General features: G+C 72.6%; 20 protein-coding genes and 1 tRNA gene. 14 read left to right on the top strand and 7 right to left on the bottom strand.

The window, feature by feature from the left end:
- Positions 1-10: 10 nt before the first annotated feature.
- A complete protein-coding gene (locus IRQ30_RS05815; protein WP_193612048.1) occupies positions 11-1,114 on the top strand; it encodes a DUF3152 domain-containing protein in 1,104 nt (367 codons plus the stop codon).
- A gap of 108 nt (positions 1,115-1,222) precedes the next feature.
- On the opposite strand, the gene IRQ30_RS05810 is transcribed toward IRQ30_RS05815, so the two are convergent.
- On the bottom strand, positions 1,223-2,278 hold the full coding sequence (locus tag IRQ30_RS05810; protein ID WP_193612047.1) for an alkaline phosphatase family protein: 1,056 nt from the start codon (positions 2,276-2,278) through the stop codon (positions 1,223-1,225).
- 84 nt (positions 2,279-2,362) lie between these two features.
- On the opposite strand from IRQ30_RS05810, the gene murI reads away from it, so the two are divergent.
- Positions 2,363-3,187, top strand: a complete 825-nt coding sequence (gene murI / locus IRQ30_RS05805) for a glutamate racemase (RefSeq protein WP_193608341.1) — start codon at positions 2,363-2,365, stop codon at positions 3,185-3,187.
- Positions 3,184-3,942, top strand: coding sequence for an MBL fold metallo-hydrolase (locus IRQ30_RS05800; protein ID WP_193612046.1), 759 nt, complete (start codon positions 3,184-3,186; stop codon positions 3,940-3,942). The genes murI and IRQ30_RS05800 overlap by 4 nt, the downstream gene beginning before the upstream one ends.
- A gap of 3 nt (positions 3,943-3,945) precedes the next feature.
- Here the strand turns inward: IRQ30_RS05800 and IRQ30_RS23225 are convergent, their stop codons facing one another.
- Positions 3,946-4,614, bottom strand: coding sequence for a response regulator (locus IRQ30_RS23225; RefSeq protein WP_338087833.1), 669 nt, complete (start codon positions 4,612-4,614; stop codon positions 3,946-3,948).
- Positions 4,611-5,786, bottom strand: a complete 1,176-nt coding sequence (locus IRQ30_RS24115) for a sensor histidine kinase (RefSeq protein WP_338089585.1) — start codon at positions 5,784-5,786, stop codon at positions 4,611-4,613. Before IRQ30_RS24115 ends, IRQ30_RS23225 begins: the two co-directional genes overlap by 4 nt.
- Positions 5,787-5,916: 130 nt before the next feature.
- Between IRQ30_RS24115 and IRQ30_RS05790 the strand changes: the two genes are divergently transcribed.
- From IRQ30_RS05790 to rdgB, 4 genes are read left to right on the top strand one after another with little or no spacing between them, the layout of a single operon-like run.
- Positions 5,917-6,846 carry an ABC transporter ATP-binding protein gene (locus tag IRQ30_RS05790; protein WP_193612045.1) on the top strand — a complete coding sequence of 310 codons (930 nt, stop codon included), beginning with the start codon at positions 5,917-5,919 and terminating at the stop codon, positions 6,844-6,846.
- Positions 6,843-7,670, top strand: coding sequence for an ABC transporter permease (locus tag IRQ30_RS05785; RefSeq protein ID WP_193612044.1), 828 nt, complete (start codon positions 6,843-6,845; stop codon positions 7,668-7,670). Before IRQ30_RS05790 ends, IRQ30_RS05785 begins: the two co-directional genes overlap by 4 nt.
- 42 nt (positions 7,671-7,712) lie before the next feature.
- Entirely contained in the window at positions 7,713-8,453 is a 741-nt protein-coding gene (rph, locus tag IRQ30_RS05780; protein ID WP_193612043.1) for a ribonuclease PH, read from the top strand.
- The gene (rdgB, locus tag IRQ30_RS05775) at positions 8,450-9,088 is read left to right on the top strand and encodes an RdgB/HAM1 family non-canonical purine NTP pyrophosphatase (protein WP_193612042.1); all 639 of its coding nucleotides are present in this window, start codon (positions 8,450-8,452) and stop codon (positions 9,086-9,088) included. Before rph ends, rdgB begins: the two co-directional genes overlap by 4 nt.
- Here rdgB and IRQ30_RS05770 read toward each other — a convergent pair.
- Entirely contained in the window at positions 9,058-9,936 is an 879-nt protein-coding gene (locus IRQ30_RS05770; protein ID WP_193608335.1) for a bile acid:sodium symporter family protein, read from the bottom strand. The two genes, rdgB and IRQ30_RS05770, sit on opposite strands and share 31 nt — an antisense overlap.
- A gap of 60 nt (positions 9,937-9,996) precedes the next feature.
- On the opposite strand from IRQ30_RS05770, the gene IRQ30_RS05765 reads away from it, so the two are divergent.
- Entirely contained in the window at positions 9,997-10,590 is a 594-nt protein-coding gene (locus tag IRQ30_RS05765) for a 1-acyl-sn-glycerol-3-phosphate acyltransferase (protein ID WP_193612041.1), read from the top strand.
- Positions 10,591-10,593: 3 nt separating this feature from the next.
- Here the strand turns inward: IRQ30_RS05765 and IRQ30_RS05760 are convergent, their stop codons facing one another.
- The 3 genes from IRQ30_RS05760 to bcp all read right to left on the bottom strand — a co-directional run bounded on the left by IRQ30_RS05760 (position 10,594) and on the right by bcp (position 12,489).
- On the bottom strand, positions 10,594-11,820 hold the full coding sequence (locus IRQ30_RS05760; RefSeq protein WP_193612040.1) for a PT domain-containing protein: 1,227 nt from the start codon (positions 11,818-11,820) through the stop codon (positions 10,594-10,596).
- 64 nt (positions 11,821-11,884) lie between these two features.
- A tRNA-Leu gene (locus IRQ30_RS05755) sits at positions 11,885-11,966 on the bottom strand.
- A gap of 46 nt (positions 11,967-12,012) precedes the next feature.
- On the bottom strand, positions 12,013-12,489 hold the full coding sequence (bcp, locus tag IRQ30_RS05750) for a thioredoxin-dependent thiol peroxidase (RefSeq protein ID WP_193612039.1): 477 nt from the start codon (positions 12,487-12,489) through the stop codon (positions 12,013-12,015).
- An 80-nt stretch (positions 12,490-12,569) separates the two neighbouring features.
- Between bcp and IRQ30_RS05745 the strand changes: the two genes are divergently transcribed.
- Genes IRQ30_RS05745 through IRQ30_RS05720 form a run of 6 tightly spaced genes read left to right on the top strand, consistent with a single transcriptional unit; the run spans position 12,570 to position 15,583 of the window.
- Positions 12,570-13,259 (top strand): energy-coupling factor ABC transporter permease, encoded by a 690-nt coding sequence (locus IRQ30_RS05745; protein WP_193612038.1) that lies wholly within the window; start codon positions 12,570-12,572, stop codon positions 13,257-13,259.
- The gene (locus IRQ30_RS05740) at positions 13,256-13,573 is read left to right on the top strand and encodes a PDGLE domain-containing protein (RefSeq protein ID WP_193608330.1); all 318 of its coding nucleotides are present in this window, start codon (positions 13,256-13,258) and stop codon (positions 13,571-13,573) included. Before IRQ30_RS05745 ends, IRQ30_RS05740 begins: the two co-directional genes overlap by 4 nt.
- A gap of 1 nt (position 13,574) precedes the next feature.
- Positions 13,575-14,240 carry a cobalt ECF transporter T component CbiQ gene (gene cbiQ / locus IRQ30_RS05735; protein ID WP_193612037.1) on the top strand — a complete coding sequence of 222 codons (666 nt, stop codon included), beginning with the start codon at positions 13,575-13,577 and terminating at the stop codon, positions 14,238-14,240.
- Positions 14,237-14,992: an ATP-binding cassette domain-containing protein gene (locus IRQ30_RS05730; protein ID WP_193612036.1), complete on the top strand. Its 756-nt coding sequence runs from the start codon at positions 14,237-14,239 to the stop codon at positions 14,990-14,992. The genes cbiQ and IRQ30_RS05730 overlap by 4 nt, the downstream gene beginning before the upstream one ends.
- Positions 14,989-15,234 (top strand): DUF3618 domain-containing protein, encoded by a 246-nt coding sequence (locus tag IRQ30_RS05725; RefSeq protein ID WP_193612035.1) that lies wholly within the window; start codon positions 14,989-14,991, stop codon positions 15,232-15,234. Before IRQ30_RS05730 ends, IRQ30_RS05725 begins: the two co-directional genes overlap by 4 nt.
- Before the next feature lie 25 nt (positions 15,235-15,259).
- Complete coding sequence (locus IRQ30_RS05720; RefSeq protein WP_193608326.1) at positions 15,260-15,583, top strand: GroES family chaperonin; 324 nt, start codon at positions 15,260-15,262, stop codon at positions 15,581-15,583.
- Positions 15,584-15,861: the final 278 nt, after the last annotated feature.

Genomic DNA, 15,861 nt, shown 5'->3' with positions numbered 1-15,861 from the left:
CGTGAGCCGCGTGCTCCTCCGTGCGTCGCTGCTCTCGCTCCTGACGACCCTGGCGCTGCTCGCGCCGTCCCCCGCGCAGGCGGCGGACCCGGTGGTGAACGCCGCCCCACCGACGGTGTCGGGGGAGGCCGTCGTCGGCGGCGTGCTGCGCGCGACACCGGGGACGTGGGTGCCGGCGGAGGTCGGCGTGACGTACCGCTGGCTGCGCGGCGACCGCCCGATCCCGGGTGCCACCACGGCCGCCTACCGGCTCGTCCCCGCCGACCTGGGCGCCCGGCTCGTGGTGCGCGCGACCGCGACCGATGCCGACGGCCACACGGCCGTCGCGACGTCCGCCCCGACCGCCCGCGTGGCGCGCGGGCTCCTGGTCAACCGCCGCCCGCCCGGCGTCACGGGCACCCAGCGCTACGGCCGCACGGTCGCCGCGACGACGGGTCGCTGGTCGGTGACGCCACGCCGGGCGACGTACCAGTGGCTGCGCGGGGCGCGCCCGATCCGCGGCGCCACGAAGCGTCGCTACACCCTCGCGCCGCAGGACGTCGGGCGCCGCGTGCGCGTGCGGGTGACCGTGCGGGCCCACGGCTACCAGCCGGCGACGGCCGTCTCGCGCGCCACCGGCGCGGTCGGGCACCGCGTCGGCGTGCGGCGCACGGTGACCTACCACGTCGAGACCCGCGGCCGGATCACGACGAGCCTCAAGGACTTCCGCCGCCTGGCCCAGGAGACCTACGACGACCCGCGCGGCTGGCGCGCCAAGGGCGTGCGCTTCGTCCGGGTCGCGCGCGGCGGGTCGTTCACGCTGGTGCTCTCCGAGGCGTCGCGGGTGCCGTCCTTCTCGCCGATCTGCAGCAGCGAGTGGAGCTGCCGCGTGGGACGCTTCGTCGTCATCAACCAGACCCGCTGGAAGCACGCGTCGCCCGGCTGGAACCGCGCCGGCGGCGCGCTGCGCGGCTACCGCCACATGGTCGTCAACCACGAGACCGGCCACTGGCTCGGCAAGGGCCACGCCGGCTGCCCCGGCCCGGGGCGCCTGGCCCCGGTGATGATGCAGCAGTCCAAGGGACTCGCCGGCTGCCGCTTCAACCCCTGGCCGACGGCGGGGGAGCTGCGCTAGCCGCAGTTGCTCGTGCGTCCCACCAGCCACACCGCCCGTACGAAGCTCACGCTTCCCGCACGAAGCTTCCTACCGGAAGCGTGAGTTTCACCGGGTACCCGGTGAAACTCACCCGCCGCCCGTGACCCGCAGCCGCTGCCGCACGTCGAACTGGCTGCCGGGGACGGCACCCATGCCCAGGAGCGTGGTGACCAGGTTGGCGAGGTCGCTGTTGCGGACCGGCTGGCGGCCGACGGGGCGCGGGCGGGAGCGGCCGGGGTCGACGTAGGTGGGGTTCATGTCGTAGAGGTCGCCGTGCTCGACGCCGGGACCCCAGACCATGAAGGGGATCCGGTAGTCGCCGAGCTGGTCGGCCTGGGCGTGGTCGCGTCCGACGCCGCCGTGGTCGGCGGTGAGCACCACGACCACGTCGTCGAGCGTCGGCTCGGTGTCGATCGCGGTGAGCAGCGTGCCGACGAGGTCGTCTGCGTGCTCGACGGCGCGCAGGTAGTCCGGCGACATGAACCCGTGCGCGTGCCCGGCGGCGTCGGCGACGCCGAGGTGCACGAAGGTCAGCGCCCGGTCGTGGGTCACCAGGTCGGCGCGCGCGGCCCCCACCAGCGCGTCGTCGTCGCCGACCCGGATGACGGTCCGGTCGATGGCCCTCGGCCACGAGCGGGTGAAGGTGCGGAACTTGGCCTTCGTCGAGAACAGCGCGGTCGACCCGCCCGCCGCGGCGACCTCGGTGAACACCGACCGCACCCGCTCGCCGGCCGCCCGGTGCACGGTCGACCGCGGACGCTCGGTGTTCCACGTGACGCCGTGGCCGCCGGCCCGCTTCGCGACGCGGCGCCCGGTCACCATGCTCGTGTGGTTTGGCAGCGTCAGGGTGAGCTCGTACTGCGCACGCGCGTTGAGCGTCGCCGCTCCCTCGTCGACCAGGCGCCACAGGTGCGGCACCGCCTCGCGCCCGAGCCGCCTCATCGCCGTGGGGTTGAGGGCGTCGACGGAGACCGCCAGCACCCGCACCGGGGGTGCGTCGTCGCGCGCGACGGCGGCGCTCCTCGGGCTGCCCGCGCCCGTCGAGGCCGTCTCGGGGCTGCGGTCGGGGGAGGCGGTCGCGGACGACGGCGCCAGGAGGGCCAGCGCGGCGAGGGCCACGAGGGCCCGCGAACGGACGGTCATGTGTCCGAGACTACGCAGCGCGACGACGTGACGTCCGTCGCGACGCCGTGCGGCCACCGGTCCCAGCACCTACGCTTCGGTGTTGTGCCGCCCCTCATCGACGTCGACCCGCGCGAGCGGCCCATCGGCATCTTCGACTCCGGCTTCGGTGGCCTGACGGTCGCCCGCTCGGTCATCGACCAGCTGCCGCACGAGTCGATCCGCTACGTCGGCGACACCGCCCGCCAGCCCTACGGTCCCAAGCCCATCGGCGAGGTCCGCGAGTACGCCCTGGAGTGCCTGGACCACCTCGTCGACGAGGGCGTCAAGGCGCTCGTCATCGCCTGCAACTCCGCCAGCGCCGCGATGCTCCGCGACGCCCGCGAGCGCTACGACGTCCCGGTGGTCGAGGTGATCTACCCCGCGACGCGGCGCGCGGTCGCGGCCAGCCGCACCGGCCGGATCGGGGTCATCTGCACGGCCGCCACCGCGGAGTCCATGGCCTACGACGACGCGTTCGCCGCCGCGCCGCAGGTCGAGCTCACCACGCGGGCCTGCCCTCGCTTCGTCGACTTCGTCGAGGCCGGGGTGACCTCGGGTGACGACCTGCTGGGCGTGGCCCACGAGTACCTCGACCCGCTCTCGGCCGCCGGCGTCGACACCCTGATCCTCGGCTGCACGCACTACCCGCTGCTCACGGGCGTCATCTCCTACGTGATGGGCGACGACGTCACGCTCGTGAGCAGCGCCGAGGAGTGCGCCAAGGACGTCTACAAGATGCTCACCGGCACCGGCCTGATGCGCGAGACCGGCGAGGCGACGTACTCGTTCGTGACGACCGGCTCCCCGGACGAGTTCGAGACCATCGGGCGCCGCTTCCTGGGCCCCGAGATGGTCGCGGCCAGCCAGTTCGCCGGCGGTCTCGCATGAGGCTCACCGTCGTCGGCTGCTCCGGCTCCTACCCCGGCCCCGACTCCTCCGCGTCCTGCTACCTGCTCGAGCACGAGGTGGGGGACCGCACCTGGCGCGTCCTGGTCGAGCTCGGCAACGGCGCCCTCGGCCAGCTCCAGCGCTACGTCGACCCGCTCAGCATCGACGCCGTGCTGCTCAGCCACCTGCACGCCGACCACTGCCTCGACCTGTGCGGCTACTACGTCCTGCGCAAGTACCACCCGACCGGCCCGCAGCCACGGATCCCGGTGTGGGGACCGCCCGACACCGCCGACCGGATGGCGCGCGCCTACGACCTGCCCCTCGACCCGGGCATGCGCGAGGAGTTCGACTTCCGGGCCTACGGCGAGGACACCTTCGAGATCGGCCCCTTCGCGGTGACGGCGGTGCCGGTCGACCACCCGGTCACGGCCTTCGGCCTGCGGATCACCGCCGGCGGGCGCACCCTCGGCTACAGCGGCGACACCGGCCCGTGCGAGGGCCTCGACCGGGTCGCCGCCGACGCTCAGCTGCTGCTGGCAGAGGCGTCGTTCCGGGCCGGCGACGACAACCCGCCGAACCTCCACCTCACCGGCACCGACTGCGGCGAGGTCGCGACCCGCTCTCGCGCCGAGCGGCTCGTGCTCACGCACATCCCGCCGTGGTTCGACAAGCAGGTCGCGCTCGCCGAGGCCCGCGCGACGTACGACGGTCCGGTCGAGCTCGCGCAGCCGGGCGCCGTCCACGAGCTCTGAGGCTCACTCCGCGTCGAGCGCCCCGGCCTCGTGGACGCAGATCGCGATCTGCACCCGGTTGGTGGTGCCGAGCTTCTCGAAGAGCCGCGACACGTGCGCCTTCACGGTCGGCACCGACAGGTGCAGGGACGCCGCGATCTCGGCGTTGCTGAGCCCGCCACCGACGGCGAGGGCCACCTCGCGCTCGCGGTCGGTGAGCACGGCGAGCCGTCGCTCGGCCTCCGCGGCGCGGCCGTCGCCCGACTCGGTGCGGACCCGGTCGATGAGGGTGCGGGTGGCCGAGGGCGACAGGATCGGCTCGCCGGAGGCCACCTTGCGGATGGCGTCGAGGATCTGCGCCGGCGGGGTGTCCTTGAGCAGGAAGCCGTCGGCCCCCGCCGCCAGCGCGCCCAGCACGTGCTCGTCGGCGTCGAAGGTGGTCAGCACGATCACGCGCGGCGGCTGCGGCTCGTCGCGCAGCACCTGCGTGGCGTCGAGACCGTTGAGCCGCGGCATCCTGATGTCCATCAGGACCACGTCGGGCGCGAGGTCGCGGGCCAGGGCGACACCCGCGCGCCCGTCGGCGGCCTCGCCCACGACCTCCACGTCGGCCTGACCTCCGAGCATCAGGCCCAGGGCGGACCGCACGAGCGGGTCGTCGTCGACGATGAGGACGCGCACGGACGAGGTCACGACGCCCACGGTATCCAGGCCCGCAGCTCGAAGACGCCGTGGTCGGTGTGGTGCTCGAGCCGTCCGCCCCGCAGGACCGCTCGCTCCCGCAGGCCGACGAGGCCGAGGCCGGCCCCCGGCATGGCGGTGGGGCCGAAGCCGAGCGGGTTGCGCACGCTCACGTCGATCCCGTCCTCGGGGCCGCCCGACACCGTCACCGTGACCCGCGCGCCGGGAGCGTGCTTGCGGGCGTTGGTCAGCGCCTCCTGGACGATGCGGTAGAGCGTGCGGCCGACCGCGTCGGGCATCGGCTCGCCGCACGGCACGTCGTCGTGGAGCGTGACGTACATGCCGGAGGCCACGCACTCGGCCACGAGCACCGGCACGTCGCCGTACGTCGGCTGCGGCGTGCTCATCGGCCGGCCGGTCTCGTCGTCGCGCAGGACGCCCAGCACGCTGCGCAGGTCGGTCAGCGCCTCGTGGGCCTTGTCGCGGATCACCGCGACGCTGTCGCGCATCTCGTCGGCGCTGAGGTCCTCGCGGAAGCTCAGCGCCCCGGCGTGCATCGAGATCTGGGAGATCCGGTGCGCCAGCACGTCGTGCATCTCGCGCGCGATGCGGGCGCGCTCGGTGCCGCGCGACTGCGCCACCCGCAGCTCCTGCTCGGCCTCGGCCCGCTCCGCGCGGTGCCGCAGCGTCCACAGCAGCTCGCGCCGCGAGCCGATGTACATGCCCCATCCCATGCTGCCCGCGATCGCGAAGAGCCCCGCCAGGAAGGAGATCCAGGCCGGGTCGCTGCCGGCGGCAGGGGCGGTCTCGGTGAACACCGTCGACGCCGCCAGCGCCACGACGCCGACCAGCACGACGTGCGTGAGCCGGCGTCGGGTCGCGAGGGAGACCGACGTGAGGGTGGCCGGGCCCTGGGCGATGCCCGACACCGCACCCAGGACGTTGGTGAGCAGCGCCATCGTCAGCGGCCAGCGCCGTCGGAAGAACATCAGGACGTAGGCGACCAGGCCGGCCGCGATGTCCAGGAAGAAGAGCAGCGGCGCCTGCTCGACCATGAGCTCGGCGTAGGAGACCCAGATGACGAAGCTGATCGACAGCGTCAGCAGGAGTCGCCAGGTCTGCCCCCACCAGGTCACCGGAGGCTGGTAGGTCTCCGGCGCGGGCCTGTCCACCTGCCTGTCCACCTCCGCAGCCTAGGCGGAGCGGCGTGGACGCCGCAGGCGGCGGCGGTCGCGACGTACCCCCTACTTTGGTCATCGCGTCACCACCGCGTGGCCGATGCCGTGGAGCCCTCGGGTACGGCAGGGTGGAGCCATGATCTCAGTTGAAGGACTCACCAAGAGGTACGGCGCGTTCACCGCCGTCGACGACGTCAGCTTCGTCGCCCAGCCCGGCCGCGTGACCGGCTTCCTCGGGCCCAACGGCGCGGGCAAGACCACCACCATGCGGGTGATGGTCGGCCTCACCCCCGAGACCCAGGGCCGCGTCACCATCGGCGGCCACCTGTACAAGGACATCCCCAACCCCGGCCTGCACGTCGGCGTCCTGCTGGACGCCTCCGCCCAGCACGCCGGCCGCACCGGCCGCGAGATCCTGCAGCTCGGCGCCACCACGATGGGCCTGCCCTCGTCGCGTGTCGACGAGATGCTCGACCTCGTCTCGCTCAGCGCGGCCGAGTCCCGTCGCCGGTTGCGCAACTACTCCCTCGGCATGCGCCAGCGCCTCGGCATCGCCCACGCGCTGCTCGGCGACCCGTCCGTCCTGATCCTCGACGAGCCGGCCAACGGCCTGGACCCCGCCGGCATCCGCTGGATGCGCGGCCTGCTGCGCGGCTACGCCGAGCGCGGCGGCACGGTGCTGCTCTCCAGCCACCTGCTGCACGAGGTCGAGCAGATCGCCGACGAGATGATCCTCATCGGTCGCGGCAAGATCGTGGCGCAGGGCGACAAGAAGTCCCTGCTCGACCACGGTCAGGCCGCCTCGAGCCTGGTCACGTCGCTCGACAACGAGAAGCTCGCCGCGGCCCTGGCCGCCAAGCAGTACTCCGTCGAGGTGGCCGGCGACGGCCTGCGCGTCGGGACGGACCCGGTCGAGGTCAGCCGCACCGCCCTCGAGCAGGGCGTCCTCCTGTCCGACCTGCGCTCCGGCGCCGCCGGGCTGGAGGACCTCTTCCTCGAGCTCACGTCCGACACGCAGCGCGAGGGCCACCCCGCGGCCGCGACCCAGCAAGGAGCCATCGCATGAGCACCACCTCGCCGGCCCCCGCGCCGGTCCCGACCCTGGACATCTCGCAGACCGCCCCCGTGCCGTTCAGCCGCCTCGTGCGGGTCGAGTGGCGCAAGATGCTCGACACCCGCGGCGGCTTCTGGCTGATGATCGCCACCGCGATCCTGCTGGTGATCACCGTCGGGCTGGTCCTGCTCGTGGTCGCCCTCAACGACGACCCGATCGAGATCGGCGCCAACGGGTTCTCCCAGATCCTGACGATCCCGCTGTCGCTGCTGCTGCCGGTCTTCCCGATCCTGTCGGTGACCAGCGAGTGGGGTCAGCGCACCGGCCTGGTGACCTTCTCCCTCGAGCCCAACCGGGTCCGCGTGCTGCTGGCGAAGGTCACCTCCGTGGTGCTGCTCGCCCTGGCGACGATCGTCGTGGCGCTGGTCCTGGGCGCGCTCGGCAACGTGGTGGCCGCCGCCATGGACGGCACGGACGTGGTCTGGGACCTCGAGCTGGACACGCTGCTGCTCACCATCCTGCTGCAGCTGCTCTACTTCCTGATGGCCTACGCCTTCGGCACGGTCTTCCTCAGCAGCCCGGCCGCGATCGCGGTGTTCTACGTCGTCGCCCTGATGCTGCCGCTGCTGGTCTACTCGACGCTCTACGCGATCTTCGACTGGGCGCAGGACATCATCCCGTGGATCGACCTGCAGTACGCCATGACGCCGCTGCTCGACCCCGACGACGACGCGACCACGATGGACGGCCTGCGGATCCTGGTCACGGTGCTGATCTGGATCGTCACGCCGCTGGTCATCGGCACCCGTCGGGTGCTGTCCTCCGAGCCGAAGTAGCCGATCACCGTCGTGCGCCCGGCCCCTACTAGGGTCGGGCGCATGACGTCCCTCCCCATCACGCCCCGCGTCGACGGCCGCGCCGACGACGAGCTCCGCTCGGTCACGATCACCCGCAACTGGCTCGACCACGCGGCCGGCTCGGTGCTGATCGAGTTCGGCAAGACCAAGGTGCTGTGCGCGGCGTCGGCCTCCAGCGGGGTGCCGCGGTGGCGCAAGGGCTCGGGCCTGGGCTGGGTCACGGCCGAGTACGCCATGCTGCCCGCCGCGACCAACACCCGCTCCGACCGCGAGTCGGTCAAGGGCCGCATCGGCGGCCGCACCCACGAGATCAGCCGGCTGATCGGCCGCTCGCTGCGCGCCGTCATCGACTACCAGGCGCTCGGGGAGAACACGATCCAGCTCGACTGCGACGTGCTCCAGGCCGACGGCGGCACCCGCACGGCCGCGATCACCGGCGCCTACATCGCCCTGGTCGACGCCTGCGCCCACCTGGGCGTTCAGCAGGCCCTCACCGGCTCGGTCGCGGCCATCAGCGTCGGCATCATCGACGGCGCCCCGCGCCTCGACCTGCCCTACGTCGAGGACGTGCGCGCCGAGACCGACATGAACGTCGTGATGACCGGCGACGGCAGGTTCGTGGAGGTGCAGGGCACCGCCGAGGGCGCGCCGTTCGACCGCAGCGAGCTCGACGGGCTGCTGGGGCTGGCGGAGAAGGGCTGCGCCGACCTGACCCGCATGCAGCGCGAGGCCCTCGCCCTCGACGCCGGGACGCCTGCGTGACCCGCGTCTTCCTCGCCTCGCGCAACGCGAAGAAGCTCGAGGAGATGCAGCGCATCCTCGCCCAGCATCTCGAGCAGCACCTCGGCGAGGTCGAGGTCGTCGGGCTCGACGACGTGCCGGCCTACGACGAGCCCGTCGAGGACGAGCCCACCTTCACCGGCAACGCGCTGCTCAAGGCGCGCGCCGGGGCGTCGGTGACGGGCCTGCCCTCGATCGCGGACGACAGCGGGCTGTGCGTCGACGCGCTCAACGGGATGCCGGGCGTGCTGTCGGCCCGCTGGTCCGGCCCCGCGCTCGGCTCGAAGGAGGGGCAGGACGCGCGCAACAACGCGCTGCTGCTCGCCCAGCTGGCCGACGTGCCCGACGAGCGCCGCGGCGCACACTTCGCGTGCGCCGTCGCGTTCTGCCACCCCGACGGGCGCGAGCTGGTCGTCGAGGGCCGCATGGACGGCCGGGTGATCCGGGAGACGCGGGGCGACGGCGGCTTCGGCTATGACGTGCTGTTCGTCGCCGACGACCGGCCCGGCCTCACCACCGCCGAGCTGGACCGCGCCGAGAAGGACGCGATCTCGCACCGCGGCCGGGCGATGCGCGAGATCGCACCTCAGCTGGCGACGCTGCTCGGCGCGCGCTGACCCACGCGCCGGCTGATGACGACGCCCCAGGCGCCGGCCATGAAGAACATCAGCAGCGAGTAGACGGCGGCCGGGACCGCGATCTCGTTGACCTCCAGGATGTTCTCGGCGACGAAGATCGCGAGGGTCCCGTTGTGGACGCCGATCTCGAACGACGACGCGATGGCCTGGCCCTCCACGACGCCGAGCGCGCGGGGCACGACGTACCCGACGACGAGGCTGATGCCGCAGAACAGCGCGGCCACCAGGCCGACGTCGGCGAGGTAGTCGCCGACCCGCTCCTTCTCGCCGAGCAGGATGCCGAGCACCAGGACGCCGAGGATGATCGCCGACGCGACGCGGACCGGCTTGTCCATCGCGGTGGCGAACGACGCCTTGCGGGCCCGCACCAGCATCCCGAGCCCGGTGGGCACCAGGATCAGCACGAACACCTTGACGACCTCGTCGAGGGGCATCGACACCGACTCGCTCTTGTCGAAGTAGTCGATCGCGAGGTTGGTGATCAGCGGCAGCGTCGCGATCGCGACCACCGAGTTGATGGCCGTGAGCGAGATGTTGAGCGCGACGTCGCCGCGGAAGAGGTGGCTGAAGAGGTTGGCGGTCGTGCCGCCGGGGGAGGCGGCGAGCAGGAGCATGCCGATGCCGAGGAACGGCGGCAGGTCGAAGAGCACGACGAGCCCGAAGCACACGGCGGGCAGCAGGAGGAGCTGGCAGGCCAGGGCGACGGCGACGGCCTTGGGCTGCTGACCGACCCGGCGGAAGTCGGCGAGGGTGAGGTCCAGGCCGAGTCCGAACATGATGATGGCGAGGGCGATCGGCAGGCCGATCTCGGTCAGCGCGGAGTCCATGCGCGGACCCTAGTGGATGGTGAGGGCGGTCACACCCGAACCTAGCGATAGGTTCGCCGGATGGGCAGACGCTTTCTCCTCCGCAGGACCTTCGCGCGCGTGGCCCTCCGGGCGGCCCGCTGGAAGACCGTGGGGGAGTTTCCGAGCCGGGGGATCCTCGTCGGCGCACCGCACACCTCCAACTGGGACTGGGTCCTGACGATGCTGCTCGCGTGGGACAACAGCGTGCAGATCCGGCTGCTGGTCAAGCAGTCGTTCTTCAAGGGCCCCGTCGGCGTCTTCATGCGCGCCACCGGCGCCGTGGAGCTGGACCGGGACAACCCGGGCGCGACGATCAAGGCGCTGCTGGCCGACGCGGAGACCGACGAGGCGTTCCTGCTCGGCATCGCCGCGGAGGGCACCCGCAGCCGCTCGGACTACTGGAAGTCCGGCTTCTACCGGATCTCGCGGCAGACCGGCATCCCCGTGACCCTGGCCTTCCTGGACGCCCCGAGCCGCACCGTGGGCTGGGGGCCGACGTTCGACCTCACCGGCGACGTGGTCGCTGACATGGACCGGATCCGGGCCTTCTACGCCGACGTGACGGGCATCCACCCCGAGCTCACGACGACGCCGAGGCTGCGCGAGGAGGACCGGTCCGCCGGACCGGCCTGAGCCTCAGCTCGCCCAGGTCCAGTCGGCCAGGATCTGCTCGTAGAAGTCCTGCGACTTCTGGTCGCCGGCCTGCGTCGACAGGATGATCGAGTAGAGGTCGCCGTCGTGGATGGTGAGGTAGCCGAACTGCTCGATCGCGACGTCGTTCTCGTTGACCCGCGCGATGCGCACACCGATCGCGTCCTCGCCGTCGATGACGGTGGTGCCGTTGTCCTCGGGGGTCGCGCCGGTGGCGCCGGCCATGTTGTTCTGCCACGTCGAGCGCAGGACCTCGGGGTCGGTCTCACCGCCTGCGAACGCCGTCTCGACGATCATGTTGGCGCGCGCGCCGTCGAACGACTTGCCCCAGGCCACGGCCAGGTCCGTCTGGGCGGCGCCCTCCGTCTTGAGCACCTCGTCGGTGATGTCGGTCCAGCCCTCGGGCAGCGCGAAGTAGTAGCCCGTGCCCTCGACCGCACCGGCCGGGACCTCGGTGGGCTCCTCGGTCGGCTCGTCGGTGGGCTCGTCCGTCGGCTCGTCCGTCGGCTCGTCGGTGGGCTCCGTCGTGGCCTCGCTGGTGGGGTCGGTGGCCGTCTCGTCGCTCTTGTCGCCGTCGCCCGAGGTCAGCAGCACGACGGTGAGTACACCGCCGACGACCGCGAGCGCCACGGCGCCGATGGCCACCAGGAGACCGGTGCGGCTCTTCTTCGGCGGCGGGCCCGCGGGGTACGACGCCGGGTAGCCGGGCGCGGCGGCGTGCGGCTGCTGCCACGGCGGGGAGGTCGGCGGCGGCTGCACCGGCGAGGTCGCGGGGGGCTGGCCGGACCACACGGGCGCGGGAGCCGGGTAGCCCGGCGGCTGGCTGGAGGGCGCCGGGCCGCTGGCGGGTCCCTGCTGCGGTGCGTGGCGGTCGAAGCGGCGCACGTCGTCGGCGCCGACCCGGTCGACGGCGAAGCCCAGCACGGCGCAGGCCCAGCGGGTCGCGGCGACGTCGGAGGTGCCGCGGTCGCGGGCGAGCATCTCGCCGGCCGCCTCGACGGCGCGGGCGGGCTCGGCGCCGCTGTCGATCGTGGCGAGCATCATCCGCAGGGCGCCCAGCCGCACGGCGTCGACCAGCAGGTTGATGTCGCCGGTGGAGGCGGCGCCCTCGTCGAGGTAGTCGTCGAGCGCGGCGCGCAGGAGGTCGGCGTCGTCGAACACGCCCCGCCCCGAGGCCACGCCGAGCTCGTGGAGGGTCTCGTGCAGCTCCATGGGGCACCTTCCTGAGGGTTCGGTCGTACGCAGTGCTGCGGGGTCGCTCGTGGTGCTTCACCCGTGCCGGAGGGGGGACTTGAACCCCCACGCCCGAAGGCACAGGTACCTAAAACCTGCGTGTCTGCCGATTCCACCACTCCGGCGGGTGCGCTCAGTCTAGGAAGGCGGGGCCAGAGCGCGGCAGGCGCGTCAGTCGAGCCCGAGATCGCGGCGCAGCTTGGCGACGTGGCCGGTCGCCTTGACGTTGTACTGCGCCTTCTCGATCGCGCCCTCGTCGTCGACGACGAAGGTGGAGCGGATGACGCCCTGGACGACCTTGCCGTAGAGCTTCTTCTCGCCGAAGGCGCCGTAGGCGGTCATCACGGCCCTGTCCGCGTCCGAGAGCAGCGGGATGGTGAGGCCGTCCTTCTCGCGGAACTTCGCGAGCTTCTCCGGCTTGTCCGGCGAGATGCCCAGCACCTCGTAGCCGGCCGCCTGCAGCGAGTCCAGGGAGTCGGTGAAGTCGCAGGCCTGCTTGGTGCAGCCCGGCGTCATCGCGGCGGGGTAGAAGTAGACGATCACCTTGCGGCCGCGCAGGCCGGAGAGCGAGACCTCGCTCCCGGTGTCGTCGATGAGGGTGAAGTCGGGGGCGGCGTCGCCGGGGGAGAGGCGGGCGGTCTCGGTCACGACGGACTCCTTGTTGCGAAGGATGTGCAAGAACGTAGGCTGGGCGTCGTACTCCAACCTAGCGACCCGGGAGACCCCGCATGCACGTGCCCGACGGCTTCCTCGACGCGCCCACGTCGGTCGTGACCGGCGTCGTGGCCGCGGGCGGGGTGGCGGTGGCGCTCCGCAAGGCGCGCGGCGAGCTCGACGACCGCACCGCGCCCATGGCCGGCCTCGTGGCGGCGTTCATCTTCGCCGGCCAGATGATCAACTTCCCGGTCGGCGCCGGCACCAGCGGCCACCTGCTCGGCGGGGCGCTGGCGGCCGTGCTCGTGGGGCCCTGGACCGGAGCGCTGTGCCTCAGCGTGGTGCTCCTGGTGCAGGCACTGTTCATGGCCGACGGCGGCGTGACCGCGCTCGGCACCAACATCACCCTGATGGGCCTGGTCGGCTGCTTCGCCGGCTACGCCGTGTTCCGCCTGGTCGCCGCCGTGCTGCCGCGCCGTACGTCGTCCGTCGCGCCCGCCGCCGCGGTCGGGGCACTCGTGTCGGTGCCGGTCGCCGCGGCCGTCTTCACGCTGCTGTTCGCCATCGGCGGCACCGCGCCGGTCGACACCGGCGCCGTGCTCACGGCCATGCTCGGCTGGCACACCGTGATCGGGGTCGGCGAGGCGGTCGTCACCGGCCTGGTCGTCGCCTCCGTCGTCGCGGCGCGCCCCGACCTCGTCCACGGCGCCCGGCACCTGGTCGAGACGCGGGAGCTCGAGATCCGCAAGGCGGCCACCACATGAGGTCCCGGCGCTTCTTCGTCATCGGCCTGCTCGCCGCGCTGCTCATCGCGGGGGTCGGCAGCTACTACGCCAGCTCGCACCCCGACGGGCTCGAGTTCGTCGCGGGGGAGACCGGCTTCCTCGACTCCGCCGACGAGCCCAAGACCGGCGACAGCCCGTTCGCCGACTACCAGACCTCGGGCGTCGAGGACGAGCGCCTCAGCGGTGGCCTCGCCGGGGTCGTGGGCGTCGCGCTCGTGCTCGTCCTCGCGGGCGGGCTGGCCTACGCCGTACGCCGTCGCGGCAGCCCGGACTCCTCAGAGTCGACGGACTGACGTGGGCGCCGGTCACGGCCACCGGCTGTTCTTCCACGGCCACAGCGCGGTCCACCGCGCGCCGGCGCACCTGAAGATCCTGGCGCTGGTCGCCTTCATGCTCACCGTGGTGGCGACGCCGCGCGACTGGTACCCCGTCTTCGGCGGCTACCTGCTCGTCGTGGTCTCGGTCGTCCTGCTCTCGCGGGTGCCGGTCCTCTACGTCGTGCGGCGGATGGTCATCGAGGTGCCGTTCGTCGTCTTCGCCCTGCTGGTGCCCTTCATCGCGACGGGTCCGCGCACCGAGGTGCTGGGCGTCGCCGTGTCCGAGCCGGGCCTGCTCGCCGCGTGGGGCCTGCTCGCCAAGGGGACGCTCGGCGTGATGGCCTCGCTGACCCTGGCCGCCACCACGGAGCCCACCGACGTCCTGGTCGGGCTGCGACGGCTGCACCTGCCCGACCTCGTCGTGCAGATCATGGGGTTCATGATCCGCTACCTCGACGTGGTGACGGCCGACCTGGGGCGGATGATGGTGTCCATGCGCTCCCGAGGGATGAACCCCCGCTCCCCACGGAGCTGGCCGACCCTCGCCCGCACCCTCGGCGCCCTGTTCATCCGGTCCTACGAGCGCGGCGAGCGCGTGCACCTCGCGATGCTGTCGCGCGGCTACACCGGACGGCTCCCGTGAGCACGCCGGTGCTCGACGTCCGTGGTCTGGCCTACGCCTACCCCGACGGTCACCAGGCGCTGTTCGGCGTCGACCTGCACGTGCACCGCGGGGAGCGGGTGGCGCTGCTCGGCCCCAACGGCGCCGGCAAGACCACCCTGGTGCTCCACCTCAACGGCATCCTCACCGCCGGTGCGGGCTCGGTGCACGTGAGCGGCCTGCCGGTCGAGAAGGCCCACGTCGCGGAGATCCGGCGGCGCGTGGGCATCGTCTTCCAGGACCCCGACGACCAGCTGTTCATGGGCACGGTCCGCCAGGACGTGGCGTTCGGCCCGGCCAACCTGGGTCTGAAGGGCGCGGCGCTCGAGGCGCGGGTGATGTCGGCGCTCGAGATGGTGGGCATGGCCGACTTCGCCGACCGCCCTCCCCACCACCTCTCCTTCGGGCAGCGGCGCCGGGTCGCGGTGGCGACCGTCCTCGCCATGGAGCCCGAGATCCTCGTGCTGGACGAGCCGTCCTCCAACCTCGACCCCGCGTCGCGGCGCGAGCTCGCCGACATCCTTCGATCGTTGGACGTCACCGTCCTGATGGTCACCCACGACCTGCCCTACGCCCTCGAGCTGTGCCCCCGCGCGGTCGTCCTGAGCGACGGCCACGTGGTCGCCGACGACACGACGTACGACGTGTTGACGGACGCGGAGCTGATGCGCGCGCACCGCCTGGAGCTCCCGTTCGGCTTCGACCCGCGCAGCATTGATAGCCTTCCGGGATGAGCAACCCGTCTGACCTCGAGGCCGAGATCGAAGCGACCCGTGAGCGGCTGGCGGGAACGATCGACCAGCTCCTCTACCGCGCCAGCCCGAAGACGATCGCGAGCCGCGAGGCCGCGTCGTTCAAGGCGCACTTCGTCGACCCGATCACGGGGCAGCCGCGCACCGACAACATCCTCAAGGTCGCCGGCGGCGTCGTGGGCTTCGTCGCCCTGCTCGTCGTCATCCGCAAGGTCGCCAGCTGACGCTGAACGACCCGGAGAGCCCGTCATGACCGAGAAGCGCCCGATCAAGATGCTGCACGACCGCATCCTGTGCGAGATCGACCAGGAGTCCGGCGAGCGCCGCTCCTCCGGCGGGATCGTCATCCCCGCCACCGCCGCGATGGGCGGACGCCGCCTGGCCTGGTCGCAGGTCGTCGCCGTCGGCCCCCAGGCCCGCGCCGTCGAGGCCGGCGACCGCGTCCTCTTCGACCCCGAGGACAAGGCCGAGGTCGAGGTCCACGGCGAGGTCTACGTCGTCATGCGCGAGCGCGACGTCCACGCCGTCGCCGCCGACCGCCTCGCCGACGAGTCCACCGGCCTCTACCTCTAGCCACGCCGCTCCCTCGGGGCGCCCGCGGTGGTTGAGGCGCGAGCGCAGCGAGCCTCGAAACCACGTTCCCGGTGGTCGAGCAGTGAGGAGCGTCAGCGACGAACGCCCGTCGAGACCCGGTGAGTCGAGGCAGGCGCTCGGGTGCGGGGGTCTCGACGGGCGCTCGCTGGCGCTCGCTGCTCGACCAACGAAGGTGTTGCCCGCGGTGGTTGAGGTGCGAGCGCAGCGAGCCTCGAAACCACCCCACCGGTGGGCGAGCAGCGAGGAGCGGCAGCGAC

Source organism: Nocardioides lijunqiniae (assembly GCF_015024225.1).
Classification (GTDB): Bacteria; Actinomycetota; Actinomycetes; order Propionibacteriales; family Nocardioidaceae; genus Nocardioides; species Nocardioides lijunqiniae.
The sequence above is the reverse complement of the archived record's forward strand: the minus strand, read 5'-3'. Positions and strand labels throughout refer to the sequence as shown.